Here is an 18,128-nt window from a genome sequence, read left to right on the forward strand (position 1 = left end):
GACTATTTGTGCCGTTTTACCAGTTCCGCTTCTATATCTTTTAAGGTAAATCCTTTGGCCTGAAGTAAGATCAAGTAGTGGAAAAGTAAATCGGCACTTTCATACAAGAAGAGCTCATCATTGGAATCCATGGCCTCTATTACGGTTTCCACAGCTTCCTCCCCTACTTTTTGGGCTATTTTGTTGATTCCCTTTTCAAACAAGGAAGCCACATACGATTTGCTCGAATCGGAAGCTGTACGGCGTTGTTCTATAACTTGTTCCAGTTGTGAAAGAAAACCGAAATTAGACGTGTTCTCTTCGCTCCAGCAGGTGTCGGTACCAGTATGGCAAGTAGGGCCTTCAGGCTTCACGGAAACCAAGAGCGTGTCATTGTCACAATCGTTTTTGATGTCTACCAAAATCAAAAAGTTTCCACTCTCTTCCCCTTTGGTCCACAATCTTTTTTTAGTACGGCTGAAGAAGGTCACCTTCTTGGTCTCTTGAGTTATTTCAAAAGCCTCTTGATTCATATACCCCAGCATTAAAACGTTCTTGGTTACCGCATCTTGAATAATGGCAGGTACGAGTCCGTTTTCGTTTTTGTTGAAATCTATTTTCATTTTGTATGTTTTATCTATCGGATGGGTTAAAGTTGATGAACAGGTCTAATCGAGCCCTACAACCGTACCGGAATACCGTGTTCTTTTAATTCTTCTTTTAAATCCCTAATACCGATTTCCTTAAAGTGAAAAACACTGGCCGCAAGGGCCGCATCTGCCTTACCTTCTACAAAGGTATCGGTAAAATGTTGCATATTGCCCGCTCCTCCCGAAGCAATTATCGGAATATTCAATTCCGTACTTAGTTTGCTCAAGGCTTCGTTGGCAAAACCATCTTTGGTACCATCATGGTCCATTGACGTAAACAGGATTTCACCGGCTCCCCTTTCTTCCACTTCTTTGGCCCATTCGAACAGTTTACGTTCCGTGGGCACTTTCCCCCCTACCAAATGAACAATCCACTCACCATCGATTTGTTTAGCATCAATAGCCACCACAATACACTGCGAACCGAACTTGGCCACCAAGTCATTGATCAACTGTGGATTTTTTACCGCCGAAGAATTGATGGACACCTTATCGGCGCCATTCTGCAATAGGATATCTACATCTTCGACCGAAGAAATACCCCCTCCTACGGTAAAAGGAATGTTCACCTTTTCCGCTACGTGATATACCAATTCGGCCAAGGTCTTTCGTTTTTGTTCGGTAGCAGAAATATCCAAAAAAACGAGCTCATCGGCCCCTTCCCTACTGTATATTTCCGCTAATTCCACAGGATCGCCCGCATCTCGTAAATCGACAAAATTAACGCCCTTTACCGTTCGTCCGTCCTTGATATCCAAACAAGGAATTATTCGTTTTGCTAACATATTTTAAAATTAGATCCTGAACAAAGGATTTAAAAAATCCCCTCTTCACCGTTCATTATCGTTATCACTTTAATTCTTGACCGCCAATCTTTAAAATAAAATCTTCCAGTTGTTTTAAACTGATCCGATTTTCATAGATGGCCTTTCCTATAATGGTTCCTTCACAACCCATTTCCGCAAGTCTGGGAAGCTCGTCAAAGGTAGAAATACCACCACTGGCTATCAATTTCAATCCTTGGGTCACCTTTCCCCCAATTTCACTCATACTCACCTTGCATTGCCCTAAAATCTTCTCGTACAAATCAAAGGAAGGCCCTTCAAGCATACCGTCTTTGGAAATATCGGTACAGATAACATAGGCGATTCCTTTTTCTTGGTAGGATTTTATAAAGGGAACCAAATCTTCCGTAGACTCTTCTTGCCAGCCCGAAACGGCCACTTTTTCATCCTTGGCATCGGCGCCGAGAATAATTTTTTCCGCCCCATAGGTCTGTATCCATCCCGAAAAGGTATGTTTATCCTTAACGGCAATACTTCCTCCGGTAATCTGATCGGCCCCACTCTCAAAAGCAATTTGCAAATCTTTGTCCGATTTGAGTCCCCCACCAAAATCGATTTTTAAGGAGGTTTTTGATGCAATCTGCTCCAGAATTTTATGGTTGACGATATGATGGCTCTTTGCGCCGTCTAAATCCACCAAATGCAAATATTGAATTCCGTGCGCCTCAAATTCCTTGGCTACCTCCAGCGGGTTTTCGTTATATATTTTTTTGGTATCGTAATCGCCTTTTGACAAGCGGACACATTTACCGTCTATGATATCTATTGCGGGGATTATTCTCATTCTATTTGTTAGTGGTTAGTGATTAGTGATTAGTGTTTAGTATTAAGTATCAAGTATTAAGTGGTTAGTATTAAATACTTTGTACTTAGTCCTTTGTACTTTGTACTTAATACTTGGTACTTTGTACTTGATACTTTGTACTTTGTACTTGATACTTAATACTTTGTACTTTGTACTTTGCATATATTTTATTAATTCAAGCTCTTCTGTAAAGCATAGCTCATTTTCCTGATTTCATTACACTTTTTGATTATGGGTTTTACGCTATCCTTCTTTACAAATTTTAATCGATGTACCAATATTAGTTGTGTTTCCAATTCAGACGTAGAACCGTTGGCTATAATTAAAAAGTGCCTGAATTCCTTTTTCGAGTTTCTTCCTGCTCCCTCGGCAATATTAGACGGAATAGAAATACTACTTCTTTTAATTTGTGAAATCAAAGCAAACTTTTCGTCATTCGGCAATTGTTTCATCAATAGATAAACATCTTCCACCAAGTCCATAGCTTTTTTCCAAATTTTTAAATCTTCATATCTATTCATAAATGATACAATTTAACAACTTAGCACTTCACACTATTTACTACATACCACAGATAAAATTCTTAAGAATCTTCTCTCCTACGCTACTGCTCTTTTCCGGGTGGAACTGGGTGCCGTAAAAGTTGTCTTTGGCCAATGCGGCGCTGTATTTTATACCATATTCCGATTCCGCTATGGTTTCGCTACACAACGGGGCATAAAAACTATGAACCAAGTAGATGTGTTCTTTCTCTTCGATGTCGTTAAAAAGTCCTGATTTTAAATTGGCGATTTGATTCCAACCTATTTGTGGCACCTTCACCTCATTCGAGAACTTGACAACATCCACATCAAAAATACCCAATCCTTTGGTATTCCCCTCTTCTGACGAGTGGCACATGAGCTGCATTCCCAAACAGATGCCCAAAACAGGCTGCTTCAAATTGGGAATAAGTTTATCCAAGCCACTTGCCCTCAGTTTGGCCATGGCACTACTGGCCTCGCCCACTCCTGGAAAGATTATCTTATCGGCAGATTGTATTTCCGCTACATCGTGGCTGAGAACGGCCTCGTAGCCCAAACGCTGAATAGCGAATTTGATGCTCTGAATATTCCCTGCCCCGTAATTTATGATTACAATTTTCATTTATTTCGTATTGAGTATCAAGTAATGAGTACAAGGCAAATATTAAAAAAGTTAATACTTTGTACTCACTACTCTTTTAAAGAACTCCCTTTGTACTAGGCAGCACCATTTTTTCCACATCACGTTTTACCGCCATTTTAATGGCCTTGGCAAAAGCTTTAAAAATCGCTTCTATTTTATGATGTTCATTTATTCCTTCTGCCTTCACGTTCAAATTCGCTTTAGCCCCATCGGTAAAGGATTTAAAGAAGTGATAGAACATTTCGGTAGGCATATCGCCTACCATTTCACGTTTGAACTCCGCATCCCACACCAGCCAGTTACGACCGCCAAAATCTATGGCGACCTGAGCCAGGCAATCATCCATAGGAAGGCAGAAACCATAGCGCTCAATTCCCATTTTAGAACCTAGGGCCGTATGAAAAACCTCTCCTAGGGCAATGGCCGTATCTTCTATCGTATGGTGCTCATCGACCTCAAGGTCACCATCTACCTTGATTTCCAAGTCCATTTGACCATGACGGGCCAATTGATCCAGCATATGGTCAAAGAATGCCAATCCGGTTTTGATATCGCTCTTACCGGTACCATCAAGGTTTAGATTGATATAAATATCGGTCTCATTGGTTTTTCTATGGGTTTCGGAAACCCGGGCTTCCAACTTTAAAAATTCATATATCTTCTCCCAATCATTGGTTTCCAAGGCAATGACAGGATTCAATTCATCTCGTTTTACCGTGATTTCCCCCGTTCCTAAATTGGTGTCATCATTAATAAAGATGCCTTTGGCCCCTAAATTTTTAGCCAATTCAATATCGGTCAACCGATCACCGATAACAAAGGAATTCTTTAGGTCATAATCCTCTGAAAAATACTCGGTCAACAAACCGGTTCCCGGTTTTCTGGTATTTGCATTTTCATGTGGAAACGTGCGATCTAGAAAGACCTTGTCAAAAACTACACCCTCGTTTTCAAAGGACTTCAATATAAAGTTATGCACGGGCCAAAAGGTGTCTTCGGGAAAGACGTCGGTACCCAAGCCATCTTGATTGGTGATCATTACCAATTCATAATCGAGTTCCTTGGCTATTTTTCCTAAAAAGGTAAATGCCTTAGGGTAAAAAATCATCTTTTCGAAGGCATCGATCTGTTCATCAACGGTCTCCTTAATTATGGTACCGTCCCTATCTATAAATAAAACTTTTTTGGCCATGGTATTGCTATCTTGATCTTTAGGTTAGCTTGTTAAGCACTTCTATTAATTTTTTGTTCTCATCGGGCGTACCCACGGTAAACCGCAAAGTATTCTCGCAAAGTGGTTGGGTGGTTCGGTTGCGTACCACAACACCCTCTTCCAATAATTGTTTGTAGCGTTTATTGGCATCGTCTACCTTTGCCAGTACAAAATTGGCATCGGAAGCATATATTTTTTCAACAAACGACACTTCACGCAAGACTTTAAGTAATCGCTCCCTTTCATTTAATATATTGGTTACTTCGTTTTTTACAGAAGCCAAATCAAGAACCCTGTTCAGCGCTTTTTGCTGCGTGAGTTCGTTGACGTTATAGGGAGGCTTTATTTTGTTGACCGCGGCTATTATTTCCTTGGATGCGATACAGATTCCCAAACGGATACCGGCCATTCCATAGGCTTTTGAAAGCGTTTGGGTAATGACCAGATTGGGGAACTCCCCTAAACGGGAAACCCAACTTTCGCTCTCGGCAAAATCGATATAGGCTTCATCGATAACTACCAGTCCCTCGAAAGCGTTCAACAATCGAACGATTCGTTCTTCGCTAAAAACATTCCCCGTAGGATTGTTCGGCGAGCATAAAAACAAAAGCTTCGAATGTTCGTCCACTCTTTCCAAGATAGCTTCTACATCGGGTTGAAAATCCTCTGTCAAAAGAACTTCGCGGTTTTCGACGGTATTGATACCAGCCAATACTTGATACATCCCATAAGTTGGGGGCAAGGAAATAATATTGTCGATTTTAGGCTCACAGAAGGTCCTGAATATCAAATCCAATACTTCGTCACTACCGTTTCCCAAAAGGATGTTCTCGGCAGTAATCCCTTTTTGTTCGGCCAAAACGGACTTTAATCCGCGTTGTTGGGGGTCGGGATAGCGATTCACCCCATTCTCGAACGGGTTCTCGTTAGCGTCTAAAAACACCATCTGAGAGCCATCTGAGACGTATTCATCACGGGCGGAACTATAAGGACTCAGTCCTTTTACATTCTCCCTTATCAGGTTCTGTATATTAAAATCCTTATTCATTGTTCAAGCTATTGAGTCGTAAAGTAACCGCATTTTTGTGCGCCTGAAGTCCTTCGGCCTCGGCCATGATCTCTATTGCGGCGCCAATTTCCTTGATTCCGGTCTCACTGATTTTCTGAAAAGTCATGCTCTTCATAAAACTATCTAAATTCACACCACTATACTGCTTGGCATAGCCATTGGTAGGTAGGGTATGATTGGTGCCCGAAGCGTAATCGCCCGCGCTTTCCGGGGTATAGTTCCCTATGAAGACAGAACCCGCATTCTTTATATTGTCTACAAAGAAATCTTCGTTTTCCACACAAACGATATAATGCTCAGGCCCGTAGGCATTGATCAAATCATTTGCCGTTCGGTCATCCTCTACATAGATCAACTTGCTGTTGGCAATGGCCTTTTCGGCAATCTCCTTTCTCGGCAGCTTCTGCAGTTGTTTTTCAACCTCCTTTTCAACGGCGTCGATCATATCTTTCGAGGTAGAAACCAAAACAACCTGACTGTCCACGCCATGCTCTGCCTGACTCAATAAGTCGGAAGCCACAAAAGCGGCGTTGGCCGAGTCGTCGGCAAGCACCAACAATTCACTGGGCCCGGCCGGCATATCTATCGAAACCCCATGTTTGGTAGCTATTTGTTTGGCCACGGTAACGAATTGATTGCCCGGTCCAAAAATCTTATACACCTGCGGAATGCTTTCCGTACCAAAGGCCATGGAAGCAATCGCCTGAATCCCCCCTGCCTTGAATATTTTCGTCACCCCACATAAATTGGCCGTATAGAGAATCGCAGGATTGATCTTTCCTTCTTTGTTCGGTGGCGAACACAGAACCAATTCTTCACAACCCGCAATCGTAGCCGGTACGGCAAGCATTAGAATCGTTGAAAACAAAGGTGCCGTACCCCCGGGAATATAAAGCCCTACCTTTTGAATAGGCCTTTTTTCTTGCCAGCATTGTACGCCGTTAGCCGTTTCAACTGAAACCTTACTCGTCTTTTGGGCCTTATGAAAAACTTCTATGTTATTCTTTGCCAACTGAATGGCATCTTTAAGTTCTTGAGAAACTAGAGCTGATGCCTCTTCTATTTCATCTTCCGAAACCACGATATTTTCAAGCACCACACCATCGAACTTTTCGGTGTATTTTCTTAACGTGGCATCGCCATTCGCCCTTACTTCCTTAAAAATAGCCTCTACGGTCTGTTCTATATCGGCTACGGTCTGGGTCGGGCGCTCCAAAATACGGTTCCACTCCGACCTATCAGGACTATAAATCTTTTTCATTTTTCTTCGTCTAAATTCTTGATCATATGGTATCCTAGGGCTTCAAAACCATGGCGCTGCCAAAACTTGAGTCCCTTTTCATTCTCTAAATAGCAATTAAGTTCCAAACTGGCACAATCTATACTTTTGCCATACTCGGCCAACCAATTCATCATTAGCGCCCCAACTCCGCTACTACGGTACCCTTCTTCAACGAACACATTGTCAAGTTCAATATGCTTTCCCTTGTATAGCTTTTGCAAAAGCCAAATACCGCAGCAAGCGATCAGTTTATCACGGTCATAGACCCCTAGACACTCATAGCCGCCCATGGTCAACATAGGCTGCAAACGACTTTTCAATACTTCTTCGGAAAACTTCCCTCGATTCAGTTTATAGACCAAGGGTAGAATCGATTCCATTTTACCATAGGGAATCAGCCCTAGTTTTAAATCGCCCGTCATTCCTGAATCGGTTAAAGTACCATCTTTTCGATCGGGCAAACCAAAATACCTTCTGCCCCGGCCTGCTTCAGCTCATCGATCACATCCCAGAACTTATCTTTGTTGATTACCGTATGAACCGAACTCCATCCTTCTTCCGCCAATGGCAAAACGGTAGGACTACGCATCCCCGGCAACAGTTGCAATACCTTTTCCAACTTGTCGTTAGGGGCATTTAAAAGCACATATTTCGATTGACGTGCCTGAAGAACGGATTTGATACGAAACTGAAGCTTCCTTAAGATCTCTTTTCTTTCTTCTGATATTTTCGGGGAAACCGCCAAAACGGCTTCGCTCGTCAACATCACTTCAACTTCTTTTAAATTGTTTTTAAAAAGCGTACTTCCACTGGAAACAATATCACAGATACCGTCGGCAAGGCCAATATTAGGCGCAATCTCCACAGAACCGTTAATAATGTGCAAATCGGCGTTCACCCCTTTTTCCTTCAAATACTTTTTGACCGTATTCGGATAGGAAGTCGCTATACGCTTGCCCTCAAAATCTTGAACCGATTTGTATTTAACGGATTTGGGTACCGCCAAAGACACCTTACACTTTGAAAAACCTAATTTTTCGGCTATTCCTATATCCTCGCCCTTTTCAATAAGTACGTTCTCGCCAATAATGGCAATATCTACCACCCCATCTCTTAAATACTGGGGAATATCACCATTGCGAAGGTAAAATGCTTCTAATGGAAAATTTCTTGATGAGGCCTTTAATTGGTCTTTACCGTTATCGATAGATACGCCGCAGTCTTTTAAGATCTGCAGGGAATCTTCGTTCAACCGACCGGATTTCTGAATAGCAATTCTAATTTTTGTCATTTTCTTCTTTTGTTAGGTTCAAGCGACCAAAAGAGTTCTAAAAATAAAACCCGCTTGATTGCTCAAACGGGTTTTTAATATTTTGTAATACTACAATACATCTTTACCTCGCCTGAGAGCCAGTGTAAAAATGATGATGTGTATTTCTGTTTTTCATTATGCAGTAAAAGTAAAAGGTATTTTCCATTTCACAAAACAAAAGTTTGAAATGAAACAAAAATAATTAACTCCGTGTATTAGTTATTGCCTAAAATCAACGGAAGACCATCGCTACCCCCTACGATTACCACCTTTGTATTTGCCGATTGCGATAATTTCAACGTAGCATCGATCCCTTTATCCTTTAAGATTTGATCATTCAGCGAAGCACTTAGAATGCGGTTGGCATCTGCCTTACCTTGGGCTTCAATGGTTACTTTTTCCGCTTCCTTCTTAGCGGTAACCAACCTAAACTCATATTCCAAAGACTCTTGCTCTTGCTTTAACTTACGCTCAATGGCGTCTTTGATCGTTGGAGGCAAAGTAACGTCCCTTACCAATATTTCATTCAACTGAATATACTGCCCAGACACAATTTTTTGGGTCTCGTCAAAAATCTCCTGTTGAATGGCATCCCTCTTGCTTGAATACAATTGTTCGGGAGTATAACGCCCCACCACGGAACGGGCGGCCGATCTAATGGTCGGCAACAAAACCCTTTGCACATAGGCCTCTCCTTTTTCTTGGTGCAATTTTCCCAAATCACTTCGTATAGGCTCAAACCACGCAGATGCTTCAAGTTTGATATCCAAGCCATTGCTTGACAATACATTCATTTGTTCAAGAACCTCTTGTTGCCGCACCTCATAAATAAAAACCTTGTTCCATGGCGCCACAACATGAAAACCCTCACCCAAGGGAGGTTCATCGGTCACGACACCACCACCAAAAGTCTTGTATAGCACACCTGCCTGACCGGACCCGATAGTGACCGCTGATTTTGATAATAATATAATAATAAGAATAACAGCGAAAATCGCCGGTAATGCAACTTTTGGTAACTTGTCCATTTATGTATAATTAAATTAATCCGTTATATTTCCTTATAACCCATTCGGTTGTCAAGGCTAAAACAATAATAGCCAAGAGGACCTCGTAATCTATCAAAGATACGACATTTTGTTCGTTTTTCTGTATTGGTAAATAGCGGTCATCGGTGGTGAGTTGACCTAGCAAATCATCGATATGATCTGGAAAAAAAAGTTGGGCTCCGGTATTTTTTGCCAAGCGGGCGAGTTTTTCATCGTTTGTAGCCACGAACTGTTTCTCCACATCAAAATCAAGCACCGTAAACGTACCTGATTTAGAGATGTTCTCATTGGCCACGGTAACGGTAAAGCTGTACTTTCCGGCATCTAAGTTGCTCAAATCGGCCTCGTAGTAGATTCCTTTTAACAGCATGGGCACAGAAAGCGTTTTTCCCGTATCGCTATTTTTCAATTGCAGGTTCAATTGGGCATTTGCATCGAAAGTAAAGGCCTTGTCAAAATAAGTCGCCTCTACCTTGGCCCCATTGGTATTTTCATATACGTTTTCATAGATCAAAGCCAGTCTTTCCCTCGATTTTTGGGTGGCCAAATACCGTATCACCAACCCCATAAAATCATCGAAATTCTTAAAATTACGATCATTCCTAAAGGCCTGCATTCTCCACTTCCATATATTCTCCCCAAAAAACACGGCCTCCCGTTGGGCCTGTTCGGTTTCAAAGAAAGCCAACAAGGGTTGGTTGGTGTCTATTCCCCTGATACGCTGGGTCAACAACACATCGTTTTTCCCGTGCAAAACAATATCGCCCAAACTACTTTTAAGCGGCGGAAAATCGGTCAACGAAAAATCGCCGCTACCGAACAAGGCAAATGCCGGATTAAGCACGGCAAACACTTCTTCCTCTTGATTATAACTGTTTTTTGTAAAACTCTTTTGTACACGGTTGAGGAAGTTGAAATCGGTCTGTGGGCCGGTAACCAACAGTCTACTCGCCCGTTTCTTCTCGGTGTACCCAAATACCGATTTAAACGAGGCATTGGGCTGATATAGGATAAAAAGATCTACATCGTCCCACGAATTCATAGCATCCGTAGGTTTTTTTATGACCACATTGCGTTGTCCGTTGCTCTCTATTGATTTTTTCAACGTCCCTATATCCGGATGCATCAAACTGGACACAATGGCCACCTTGGTCTTCTCATCGATGACCTCGACGACCGTTTCCCTTTTGTTGTTGGCCAAATTCCTTTCATTCTCCAGGCTTCCCACACTTAGCTGAAGACTCTTTACCCCGACCGAATTTGCATCGAGAAGGGTTTTGACCACCGCGCTGTTCTTTGTCCCCGAAAGGTTGACATTTTCCCTAAATACCCTTTTTCCTCCCTCAGAAACCGTAACCGGGACCGTTATTTTGGAATTCCCGAAATACGACACATATATCTCAATGGGATACTTGTTCTTTAAAAACGCATAGCGATTGACGTTTACCTGGGTAAGGGCCACATCTTCATACTTCGTGGTATCGCCTATAGCGACAGGATATACGGGAAGGGCACTATTTTGCCCATAGAAGCCATAATCTTGGCCTAGGGTCTGGTTTCCGTCCGAAAGCAACACTACCGCGGCCTTTTTTGAGGCATATATCTCCTGCAGGCCTTTTAACCCTCCAGAGATATTGGTATTTTGCCCATCTAAGCCCAGACTATCGAAAGCCCCCAATCTACTGTCGAACCTGTATTTTTCTATATTGAACTTCTCGGCCAAGGCCGGGTTTCCATCAATAGCTTCAAGAATGGTATTTACGGTTTCCTTTGAGGAAGCCATTGAGGAAGAATTATCGACCAAAACCACAAGGTCTACTTTCTCGGTAGAATAGGTATTTTGGGTAAACTTCGGATTTATAAGTAATAAAAAGCTCCCGAAAAAGGCTATAAAACGTAAAAACGCCAAAGCTATAATAAGCTTTCCGCCCCCTTTATTTTTGTAGGAATATTGAAATAACACCAGCGCCAGCGAAACAATTGCGGCCAAGATTATAAAGAGAATCGTCTGGGTATCCATTAAAGAAGTTTCTTTTAAAGCCAAATGTCCGGAGGGGCATCAATGTCCCTCCGGACCATATAAGCTATGTCAACATGCCCCCATCTACGTTCAGCACCTGGCCCGTAACATAGGCCGATAGGTCCGAAGCAAAAAATAGACAGGCATTTGCAATATCTTCAGGAGAGCCGCCCCGTTTAAGCGGAATACCTTCTCGCCAGCCCTGAACTACTTTTTCATCGAGCTTAGCGGTCATTTCGGTTTCGATAAAACCTGGTGCTATGGCATTGCACCTAATATTTCTTGAGCCCAACTCCAAGGCTACGGATTTGGTAAACCCGATCATACCTGCCTTTGAAGCGGCATAATTGGCCTGGCCGGCGTTTCCTTTGACACCCACCACGCTACTCATATTTATAATACTCCCTTTTCTTTGCTTCAACATGGTACGCTGAACCGCCTTGGTCATATTGAAAACGGACTTCAAATTTATTTCTATAACGCTATCAAAATCAGCTTCCGACATACGCATAAGCAAGTTATCTTTTGTGATGCCCGCATTGTTGATCAAAATATCGATACCACCAAAATCTTTCAAGACCGCGGCTACCAGTTGCTCAGCCGCCTCAAAACTGGCCGCATTACTTTTATAAGCCTTGGCCTTAACCCCTAAACCCGATAGTTCTTTTTCAAGTTCCAAGGCCGGTGCTTCACTTGAACTGTACGTAAAGGCTACATTGGCCCCGTTTTCGGCAAAAACCCTGGCAATACCGGTACCAATTCCCCTACTCGCACCTGTGATAATCGCATTTTTTCCTTCTAACAATTTCATGCTCTAAATAAATTTGCTTTGTTCTACTCCAAATATAAGTTTTGTTTTATAGAACGGCTATAAAAAATCCCGTTTCCGAGAAATCGAAAACGGGATTCTTATATCCGTAAGGGAATTACCCCATAACTTCCTTAACTTTTAATCCAATCTCTGCAGGAGAATCCACCACGTGAATTCCGTGCTCCCTCATGATTTTCTTCTTAGCTTGAGCGGTATCATCGCTTCCACCTACAATAGCACCAGCGTGGCCCATGGTTCTTCCCGCAGGGGCAGTTTCACCGGCAATAAAACCTACTACAGGCTTCTTGCTACCACTTTCTTTGTACCATTTAGCGGCATCGGCCTCCAATTGTCCACCTATCTCACCGATCATAACAACACATTCGGTTTCGGGGTCATTGATCAAAAGCTCAACAGCTTCCTTTGTAGTGGTTCCGATAATCGGATCACCACCGATTCCGATGGCCGTAGTAATACCCAAACCTTGACGAACCACCTGATCGGCGGCTTCATAAGTTAATGTACCTGATTTAGATACGATACCCACATTTCCCTTTTTGAAAACGAAACCTGGCATAATACCTACTTTAGCCTCACCCGGGGTAATAACACCAGGACAGTTAGGACCTACCAAACGGCAGTCCATATGCTTGATGTAATTAGAAGCCTTTACCATGTCGGCAACGGGTATACCCTCGGTAATGGTTATGATTACTTTTATACCTGCACTAGCAGCTTCCATAATAGCGTCAGCAGCAAAAGCGGGTGGCACAAAAATAATGGTCGTATCCGCCCCTACTTTTTCTACGGCTTCTTCAACCGTGTTAAAAACCGGTCTACCTAAATGCTCTTGACCACCTTTGCCAGGGGTAACCCCACCTACAACATTGGTACCGTACTCGATCATTTGTTCCGCATGAAAAGTACCTTCACTACCTGTAAAGCCCTGAACAATTATCTTGGAATCTTTATTGACTAAAACGCTCATATACTCTCTAGTTTATTTTAATGTAACAAAAATATAGGTTTACAAATGAAATCTGAACTCAGACCGCATATTATTCTTCTAATTTTTTGAGAATGGACGGAATTTTTTTGACATTGGCCAGTTGCTTCAACTTTTCACGGGATTCTTCAATGGGTGTCCCAAAGTAGCTCTTTCCTCCCACCACTGATTTTGTAACCCCGGTCTGCCCCATAATTACGGCCTTTTTTCCTATGGTTATACCACTATTCGTTCCTACTTGTCCCCAAATAGTCACTTCATCCTCAATAATAACACAGCCCGCAATGCCGGTCTGGGAAGCGATCAAACATTTTTCACCGATTACGGTATCGTGCCCTACATGGACCTGATTATCCAATTTCGTCCCCCTCTTGATCAGGGTATCACCCGTAACCCCTTTGTCTATGGTACAAAGTGCCCCGATTTCAACATTATCTTCAATGACAACACGACCACAGGAAACCAGTTTATCAAAGCCTTCAGGGCGGTTTTTATAGTAAAAGGCATCACCTCCCAAAACCGTTCCCGAGTGAATAATAACATTATCACCGATCACACAATTGTCGTACAAGCAGACATTGGCATGGATCAAACAGTTCTTTCCGATCTTGACATTGTTGCCAATAAATGCATTGGGTTGAATTACGGTATCTTCGCCAATTTCAGCGGAAGGCGAAACAACGGCCGTAGCCCTCTCAAAAGGCTTAAAGTGAAGCGAAAGTTTATTGAAATCACGAAAAGGATCATCAGAGATCAAAAGTGCCTTCCCTTCAGGGCAGTCCACCCTCTTATTGATAAGAACTATCGTAGCCTTTGAAGCCAAGGCCTTATCGTAGTATTTCGGATGATCGACAAAAACGATATCCCCGCTTTCGACCACGTGGATTTCGTTCATTCCCAAAACTTGAAAATCATCTGCCCCCACATATTCACAATCGATCAGGGTGGCAACAGCTTTAAGGGAATGCGGCTTTGGAAATTTCAATGGACGGTAGTATACGGTTAGTACTAAAAGAAAAGCGTCTGATAAAAGCTTGCGGTCAAGATTCGTTACTCCTTAACACGCTCCATATAGGTACCCTTTTCGGTCTCTATCTTTATTTTATCCCCTTCATTGATAAACAATGGCACGTTAACCTCTGCCCCTGTTTCAACTTTGGCAGGTTTTGTGGCATTGGTAGCCGTATTTCCTTTTACGCCCGGTTCGGTATAGGTGACTTCCAAAACAACACTGGCAGGCATCTCTACCGCTAAAGGCATACTGTCTTCCGTATTGAAAAGAATCTTTACCACTTCTCCCTCCTTTAACAATCCAGGAGCATCAAGTGCACTTTCTTGAAGGGTAATCTGGTTATAATCATCGGTATTCATAAAGTGATAGGTTTCACCTTCGGCGTACAAAAATTGGTAGGTACGGGTCTCAACTCGTACATCTTCAATTTTATGGCCTGCAGAGAAAGTATTGTCCAATACCTTTCCCGAAGAAACGCTCTTCAACTTTGTACGAACAAAAGCCGGCCCTTTACCGGGTTTTACGTGTAAAAACTCAATGATTTTATATATATCGTTATTATAACGGATACAAAGTCCTTTTCTAATATCTGATGTTGATGCCATTTCTAATTTACTGTTTTATTAACGATCTTTAACGGAGGCCACCTTTATCCTGCAATGATTTGGTTTCCCCCCTAAGTGCTATGATTAATTATTGCTAAAATACCCTTTCATGATTCCACGCTGGGAATCCCTTATAAATTGAAGGATTTCGTCCCTTTCGGGCGTTGCTTCCATTTCAGCCTCTATAATTTGGGTTGCCTGTGAATTGTTGTAGTGTTTTTGATAAAGAATACGATAGATATTCTGGATTTCACGGATTTTTTCCGAAGGAAAACCACGTCTACGCAAGCCTACAGAATTGATTCCTACGTAGGACAAAGGTTCACGGGCCGCCTTCACGAAGGGAGGTACATCTTTTCTTACCAATGACCCACCCGTAACAAAGGCATGTTGCCCCACTGACACGAATTGATGCACGGCTACCAAGCCTGCCAGAATAACGTTGTCTCCAATGGTAACATGACCCGCAAGGGTCGAATTGTTTGAAAAGATACAATTATCCCCTACAATGCAATCGTGAGCTATATGACAATATGCCATAATCAGGCAGTTCTTACCTATTACGGTCTTATGTCTATCGGAGGTACCTTTATGAATGGTGGCACACTCACGAATGGTGGTGTTGTCTCCAATGGTTACAATAGTGTCTTCTCCGTTATATTTTAAATCTTGGGGCGGAGCGGAAATCACGGCACCTGGAAAAATATTACAATTCTTCCCAATACGTGCGCCTTCCATTATGGTTACATTAGAACCGATCCAAGTGCCATCACCTATCGTTACATTATTATGAATTGTGGTAAAAGGCTCTACCACAACGTTTTTAGCAATTTTTGCGCCCGGGTGAATATAGGCAAGGGGTTGGTTCATACTATTTCTTTTTTACGATTTGAGCCATCATTTCAGCTTCACAGACCAATTTCCCATTGGCATAGGCATAAGCCTGCATATGACATATACCCCTACGGATAGGCGAAATCAAGCTACAGTGAAAAATAAGCGTATCACCGGGCAATACTTTTTGTTTGAACTTTACATTGTCTATTTTCATAAACAGAGTAAGATAGTTCTCTGGATCCGGAACCGTACTAAGCACCAAGATACCCCCCGTCTGCGCCATAGCCTCTACCTGAAGAACCCCTGGCATTACCGGTGCTCCCGGAAAGTGACCTACAAAGAAAGGCTCGTTCATGGTAACGTTTTTCATACCCACAACGTGGCTATCGGAAAGTTCCAAAATACGGTCGATCAACAAAAATGGAGGCCTATGTGGCAACATATCCATAATCTGATGGATATCCATTAAAGGCTGCTTGTCCAAGTCGTACTTCGGTACGCTATTTCGCTTTTCAAGTTTTATGATTTTCGCTATTTTTTTAGCGAATTGGGTATTCACATGGTGTCCCGGCTTGTTGGCTATTACCTTTCCGCGAATTCGGGTACCGGCCAAGGCCAAATCACCGATTACGTCAAGTAGTTTATGCCTTGCGGCCTCATTGGGCTGATGCAAGGTAAGGTTATCCAATATTCCATTGGGCTTAACCGAAAGCTTCTTTTTATTGAAGGCATTTTCAAGCTTGCGCATGGTTTCCTCGGAAATTTCCTTGTCAACATACACGATAGCATTGTTCAGATCACCGCCTTTTATAAGTCCGTTTTCCAAAAGCATCTCCAATTCATGAAGGAAGCTAAAGGTACGGGCCTCCGAGATTTCATCCTTAAAATCGGACAATCGCTCTAAGGTGGCATTCTGCGTTCCCAACACTTTAGTACCAAAGTCTACCATGGTAGTCACTTGGTAATTCTCTGCCGGAATAACGGTAATTTCACTACCCGTTGCCTCATCTTTGTATGAGATTACGTCTTTTACGATATACTCTTCCCTTTCCGCGTTCTGTTCTTCAACACCTGCTTCTTCCAAGGCTTCTACAAAGAATTTTGACGAACCATCCATAATGGGAGGTTCGGGAGCATCGAGTTCAATGAGGACATTGTCGATTTCCATACCTACCAAAGCGGCCAATACATGCTCTGAAGTCTGTATTTTAACCCCTCTCTTTTCCAAGTTGGTACCTCTTTGTGTGTTCACCACATAGTTGGCATCGGCCTCAATAATAGGCTCACCCTCTAAGTCTACCCTCTTGAACGCGTACCCGTGATTCTCTGCTGCGGGAACAAATTTCATGGTTACTTCTGCGCCGGTGTGAAGACCCACGCCTTTTAAAATAACCTCTTTCTTAATGGTTCTCTGTTTCATTCTTGTATTGATCGCTGTAGTTTTTTTCCAGTTCGTCAATTCTATTTAAAATCTTCGGTAAATTCTTGAAGTAAACATACGACTTATTGTAGTCACCATAATTCAAGGCAGGGGATCCCTGTAATACCTCATTACTCTTTATATTTCGACCAATACCCGATTGGGCCTGGATTTTAACATTGTCTCCTATCGTAATATGGCCAACGATACCGACCTGCCCACCGATCATACAGTGCTTACCTATCTTGGTAGACCCTGCAATGCCTGTTTGTGCGGCAATAACGGTATGCTCCCCGATTTCCACGTTATGTGCTATTTGAATCTGGTTGTCTAGTTTGACGCCCTTTCTCAAAATCGTGGAACCTAAAGTAGCCCTATCTATAGTGGTACCAGCTCCTATATCAACGTTATCTTCAAGGATAACATTACCCGTCTGGGGCACTTTTTGAAATTCACCGTCTTTATTCGGGCTAAATCCAAAGCCATCCGCACCTATAACGACACCGCTATTAATGACACAATTGTTTCCTATAACCGTTTCGGAGTAAATTTTGGCCCCGGCAAATATAGTAACGTTGTTGGCAATGCTAACATTGTCGCCAATGTATACATTAGGATGTATTTTTACATTATCCCCAATGGTAACGTTATTACCCAGATAGGAAAAAGCACCGAGGTAGAAGTCCGCACCATATTTGGCCGTCTCCGATTTAAACACCGGTTCCTCTATTCCTGTTTTGTTATTCTTTACCTGATTGTAGAACTCCAAAATTTTTGAAAAGGCCTCGTAAGCATCATCCACCTTGATAAGAATGGTCTCGAGCTCGTGCTCAGGAACGAAATCTTTATTCACTATAGTGACGGATGCCTTCGTGGAATATATATATGAAGTATACTTGGGATTTGCCAAAAAGGTCAATGCACCTTCCTCGCCCTCTTCTATCTTGGCCAATTTATGAACGGTCACCTCTGGGTTTCCGTGTAGTTCTCCTTCTAAAATACCTGCAATTTGACCTGCTGTAAATACCATGAGCACAAAAGTAAGA

General features: G+C 42.4%; 19 protein-coding genes. All 19 read right to left on the bottom strand.

The features are described 5' to 3' along the window. Positions 1-2 precede the first annotated feature (2 nt). The 19 genes from hisIE to lpxD all read right to left on the bottom strand — a co-directional run bounded on the left by hisIE (position 3) and on the right by lpxD (position 18,112). Positions 3-602 (bottom strand): bifunctional phosphoribosyl-AMP cyclohydrolase/phosphoribosyl-ATP diphosphatase HisIE, encoded by a 600-nt coding sequence (gene hisIE / locus B4Q04_RS10285; protein WP_088696745.1) that lies wholly within the window; start codon positions 600-602, stop codon positions 3-5. A 56-nt stretch (positions 603-658) separates the two neighbouring features. Then, positions 659-1,414 carry an imidazole glycerol phosphate synthase subunit HisF gene (hisF, locus tag B4Q04_RS10290; protein WP_076455194.1) on the bottom strand — a complete coding sequence of 252 codons (756 nt, stop codon included), beginning with the start codon at positions 1,412-1,414 and terminating at the stop codon, positions 659-661. A gap of 64 nt (positions 1,415-1,478) precedes the next feature. Further along, positions 1,479-2,258: a 1-(5-phosphoribosyl)-5-[(5-phosphoribosylamino)methylideneamino]imidazole-4-carboxamide isomerase gene (gene hisA / locus B4Q04_RS10295; protein WP_088696746.1), complete on the bottom strand. Its 780-nt coding sequence runs from the start codon at positions 2,256-2,258 to the stop codon at positions 1,479-1,481. A 191-nt stretch (positions 2,259-2,449) separates the two neighbouring features. Further along, positions 2,450-2,800: a four helix bundle protein gene (locus B4Q04_RS10300; protein WP_088696747.1), complete on the bottom strand. Its 351-nt coding sequence runs from the start codon at positions 2,798-2,800 to the stop codon at positions 2,450-2,452. A gap of 40 nt (positions 2,801-2,840) precedes the next feature. Beyond that, positions 2,841-3,425 (bottom strand): imidazole glycerol phosphate synthase subunit HisH, encoded by a 585-nt coding sequence (gene hisH / locus B4Q04_RS10305; RefSeq protein WP_088696748.1) that lies wholly within the window; start codon positions 3,423-3,425, stop codon positions 2,841-2,843. A 76-nt stretch (positions 3,426-3,501) separates the two neighbouring features. Further along, complete coding sequence (gene hisB, locus B4Q04_RS10310) at positions 3,502-4,638, bottom strand: bifunctional histidinol-phosphatase/imidazoleglycerol-phosphate dehydratase HisB (protein ID WP_013995835.1); 1,137 nt, start codon at positions 4,636-4,638, stop codon at positions 3,502-3,504. Between the two features lie 19 nt (positions 4,639-4,657). After that, positions 4,658-5,707: a histidinol-phosphate transaminase gene (hisC, locus tag B4Q04_RS10315; protein WP_088696749.1), complete on the bottom strand. Its 1,050-nt coding sequence runs from the start codon at positions 5,705-5,707 to the stop codon at positions 4,658-4,660. After that, the gene (hisD, locus tag B4Q04_RS10320; RefSeq protein WP_088696750.1) at positions 5,700-6,989 is read right to left on the bottom strand and encodes a histidinol dehydrogenase; all 1,290 of its coding nucleotides are present in this window, start codon (positions 6,987-6,989) and stop codon (positions 5,700-5,702) included. The genes hisC and hisD overlap by 8 nt, the downstream gene beginning before the upstream one ends. Continuing rightward, on the bottom strand, positions 6,986-7,432 hold the full coding sequence (locus B4Q04_RS10325) for a GNAT family N-acetyltransferase (RefSeq protein WP_046288132.1): 447 nt from the start codon (positions 7,430-7,432) through the stop codon (positions 6,986-6,988). Before B4Q04_RS10325 ends, hisD begins: the two co-directional genes overlap by 4 nt. Positions 7,433-7,443: 11 nt before the next feature. After that, positions 7,444-8,301, bottom strand: a complete 858-nt coding sequence (hisG, locus tag B4Q04_RS10330) for an ATP phosphoribosyltransferase (protein ID WP_013995839.1) — start codon at positions 8,299-8,301, stop codon at positions 7,444-7,446. Between the two features lie 236 nt (positions 8,302-8,537). Continuing rightward, on the bottom strand, positions 8,538-9,350 hold the full coding sequence (locus B4Q04_RS10335) for a prohibitin family protein (RefSeq protein WP_013995841.1): 813 nt from the start codon (positions 9,348-9,350) through the stop codon (positions 8,538-8,540). A gap of 10 nt (positions 9,351-9,360) precedes the next feature. After that, positions 9,361-11,391: a VWA domain-containing protein gene (locus tag B4Q04_RS10340; RefSeq protein ID WP_088696751.1), complete on the bottom strand. Its 2,031-nt coding sequence runs from the start codon at positions 11,389-11,391 to the stop codon at positions 9,361-9,363. 64 nt (positions 11,392-11,455) lie between these two features. Then, positions 11,456-12,202, bottom strand: a complete 747-nt coding sequence (fabG, locus tag B4Q04_RS10345) for a 3-oxoacyl-[acyl-carrier-protein] reductase (protein ID WP_013995843.1) — start codon at positions 12,200-12,202, stop codon at positions 11,456-11,458. A 115-nt stretch (positions 12,203-12,317) separates the two neighbouring features. Beyond that, positions 12,318-13,190, bottom strand: a complete 873-nt coding sequence (gene sucD, locus B4Q04_RS10350) for a succinate--CoA ligase subunit alpha (RefSeq protein ID WP_013995844.1) — start codon at positions 13,188-13,190, stop codon at positions 12,318-12,320. 70 nt (positions 13,191-13,260) lie between these two features. Then, positions 13,261-14,193, bottom strand: coding sequence for a UDP-3-O-(3-hydroxymyristoyl)glucosamine N-acyltransferase (locus B4Q04_RS10355; RefSeq protein ID WP_013995845.1), 933 nt, complete (start codon positions 14,191-14,193; stop codon positions 13,261-13,263). Positions 14,194-14,258: 65 nt separating this feature from the next. Beyond that, the gene (gene efp / locus B4Q04_RS10360; RefSeq protein WP_088696752.1) at positions 14,259-14,825 is read right to left on the bottom strand and encodes an elongation factor P; all 567 of its coding nucleotides are present in this window, start codon (positions 14,823-14,825) and stop codon (positions 14,259-14,261) included. A gap of 84 nt (positions 14,826-14,909) precedes the next feature. Then, complete coding sequence (gene lpxA / locus B4Q04_RS10365; RefSeq protein ID WP_013995847.1) at positions 14,910-15,695, bottom strand: acyl-ACP--UDP-N-acetylglucosamine O-acyltransferase; 786 nt, start codon at positions 15,693-15,695, stop codon at positions 14,910-14,912. A 1-nt stretch (position 15,696) separates the two neighbouring features. Next, a complete protein-coding gene (locus B4Q04_RS10370; RefSeq protein ID WP_013995848.1) occupies positions 15,697-17,082 on the bottom strand; it encodes a bifunctional UDP-3-O-[3-hydroxymyristoyl] N-acetylglucosamine deacetylase/3-hydroxyacyl-ACP dehydratase in 1,386 nt (461 codons plus the stop codon). Continuing rightward, the gene (gene lpxD / locus B4Q04_RS10375) at positions 17,063-18,112 is read right to left on the bottom strand and encodes a UDP-3-O-(3-hydroxymyristoyl)glucosamine N-acyltransferase (RefSeq protein ID WP_013995849.1); all 1,050 of its coding nucleotides are present in this window, start codon (positions 18,110-18,112) and stop codon (positions 17,063-17,065) included. Before lpxD ends, B4Q04_RS10370 begins: the two co-directional genes overlap by 20 nt. Between the last annotated feature and the right edge of the window lie 16 nt (positions 18,113-18,128).

It is taken from the genome of Zobellia sp. OII3 (assembly GCF_002211465.1).
GTDB lineage: Bacteria > Bacteroidota > Bacteroidia > Flavobacteriales > Flavobacteriaceae > Zobellia > Zobellia galactanivorans.

Bases quoted from the DNA above. Each gene is read 5' to 3' on its own strand.
- B4Q04_RS10300 (WP_088696747.1), bottom strand. From the start codon at position 2,800: ATGAATAGATATGAAGATTTAAAAATTTGGAAAAAAGCTATGGACTTG.
- hisIE (WP_088696745.1), bottom strand. From the start codon at position 602: ATGAAAATAGATTTCAACAAAAACGAAAACGGACTCGTACCTGCCATT.
- hisB (WP_013995835.1), bottom strand. From the start codon at position 4,638: ATGGCCAAAAAAGTTTTATTTATAGATAGGGACGGTACCATAATTAAG.
- lpxA (WP_013995847.1), bottom strand. From the start codon at position 15,695: ATGAACCAACCCCTTGCCTATATTCACCCGGGCGCAAAAATTGCTAAA.
- efp (WP_088696752.1), bottom strand. From the start codon at position 14,825: ATGGCATCAACATCAGATATTAGAAAAGGACTTTGTATCCGTTATAAT.
- lpxD (WP_013995849.1), bottom strand. From the start codon at position 18,112: ATGGTATTTACAGCAGGTCAAATTGCAGGTATTTTAGAAGGAGAACTA.
- B4Q04_RS10340 (WP_088696751.1), bottom strand. From the start codon at position 11,391: ATGGATACCCAGACGATTCTCTTTATAATCTTGGCCGCAATTGTTTCG.
- B4Q04_RS10335 (WP_013995841.1), bottom strand. From the start codon at position 9,350: ATGGACAAGTTACCAAAAGTTGCATTACCGGCGATTTTCGCTGTTATT.
- hisA (WP_088696746.1), bottom strand. From the start codon at position 2,258: ATGAGAATAATCCCCGCAATAGATATCATAGACGGTAAATGTGTCCGC.
- sucD (WP_013995844.1), bottom strand. From the start codon at position 13,190: ATGAGCGTTTTAGTCAATAAAGATTCCAAGATAATTGTTCAGGGCTTT.
- fabG (WP_013995843.1), bottom strand. From the start codon at position 12,202: ATGAAATTGTTAGAAGGAAAAAATGCGATTATCACAGGTGCGAGTAGG.
- hisC (WP_088696749.1), bottom strand. From the start codon at position 5,707: ATGAATAAGGATTTTAATATACAGAACCTGATAAGGGAGAATGTAAAA.
- B4Q04_RS10325 (WP_046288132.1), bottom strand. From the start codon at position 7,432: ATGACGGGCGATTTAAAACTAGGGCTGATTCCCTATGGTAAAATGGAA.
- hisF (WP_076455194.1), bottom strand. From the start codon at position 1,414: ATGTTAGCAAAACGAATAATTCCTTGTTTGGATATCAAGGACGGACGA.
- B4Q04_RS10370 (WP_013995848.1), bottom strand. From the start codon at position 17,082: ATGAAACAGAGAACCATTAAGAAAGAGGTTATTTTAAAAGGCGTGGGT.
- hisH (WP_088696748.1), bottom strand. From the start codon at position 3,425: ATGAAAATTGTAATCATAAATTACGGGGCAGGGAATATTCAGAGCATC.
- hisD (WP_088696750.1), bottom strand. From the start codon at position 6,989: ATGAAAAAGATTTATAGTCCTGATAGGTCGGAGTGGAACCGTATTTTG.
- hisG (WP_013995839.1), bottom strand. From the start codon at position 8,301: ATGACAAAAATTAGAATTGCTATTCAGAAATCCGGTCGGTTGAACGAA.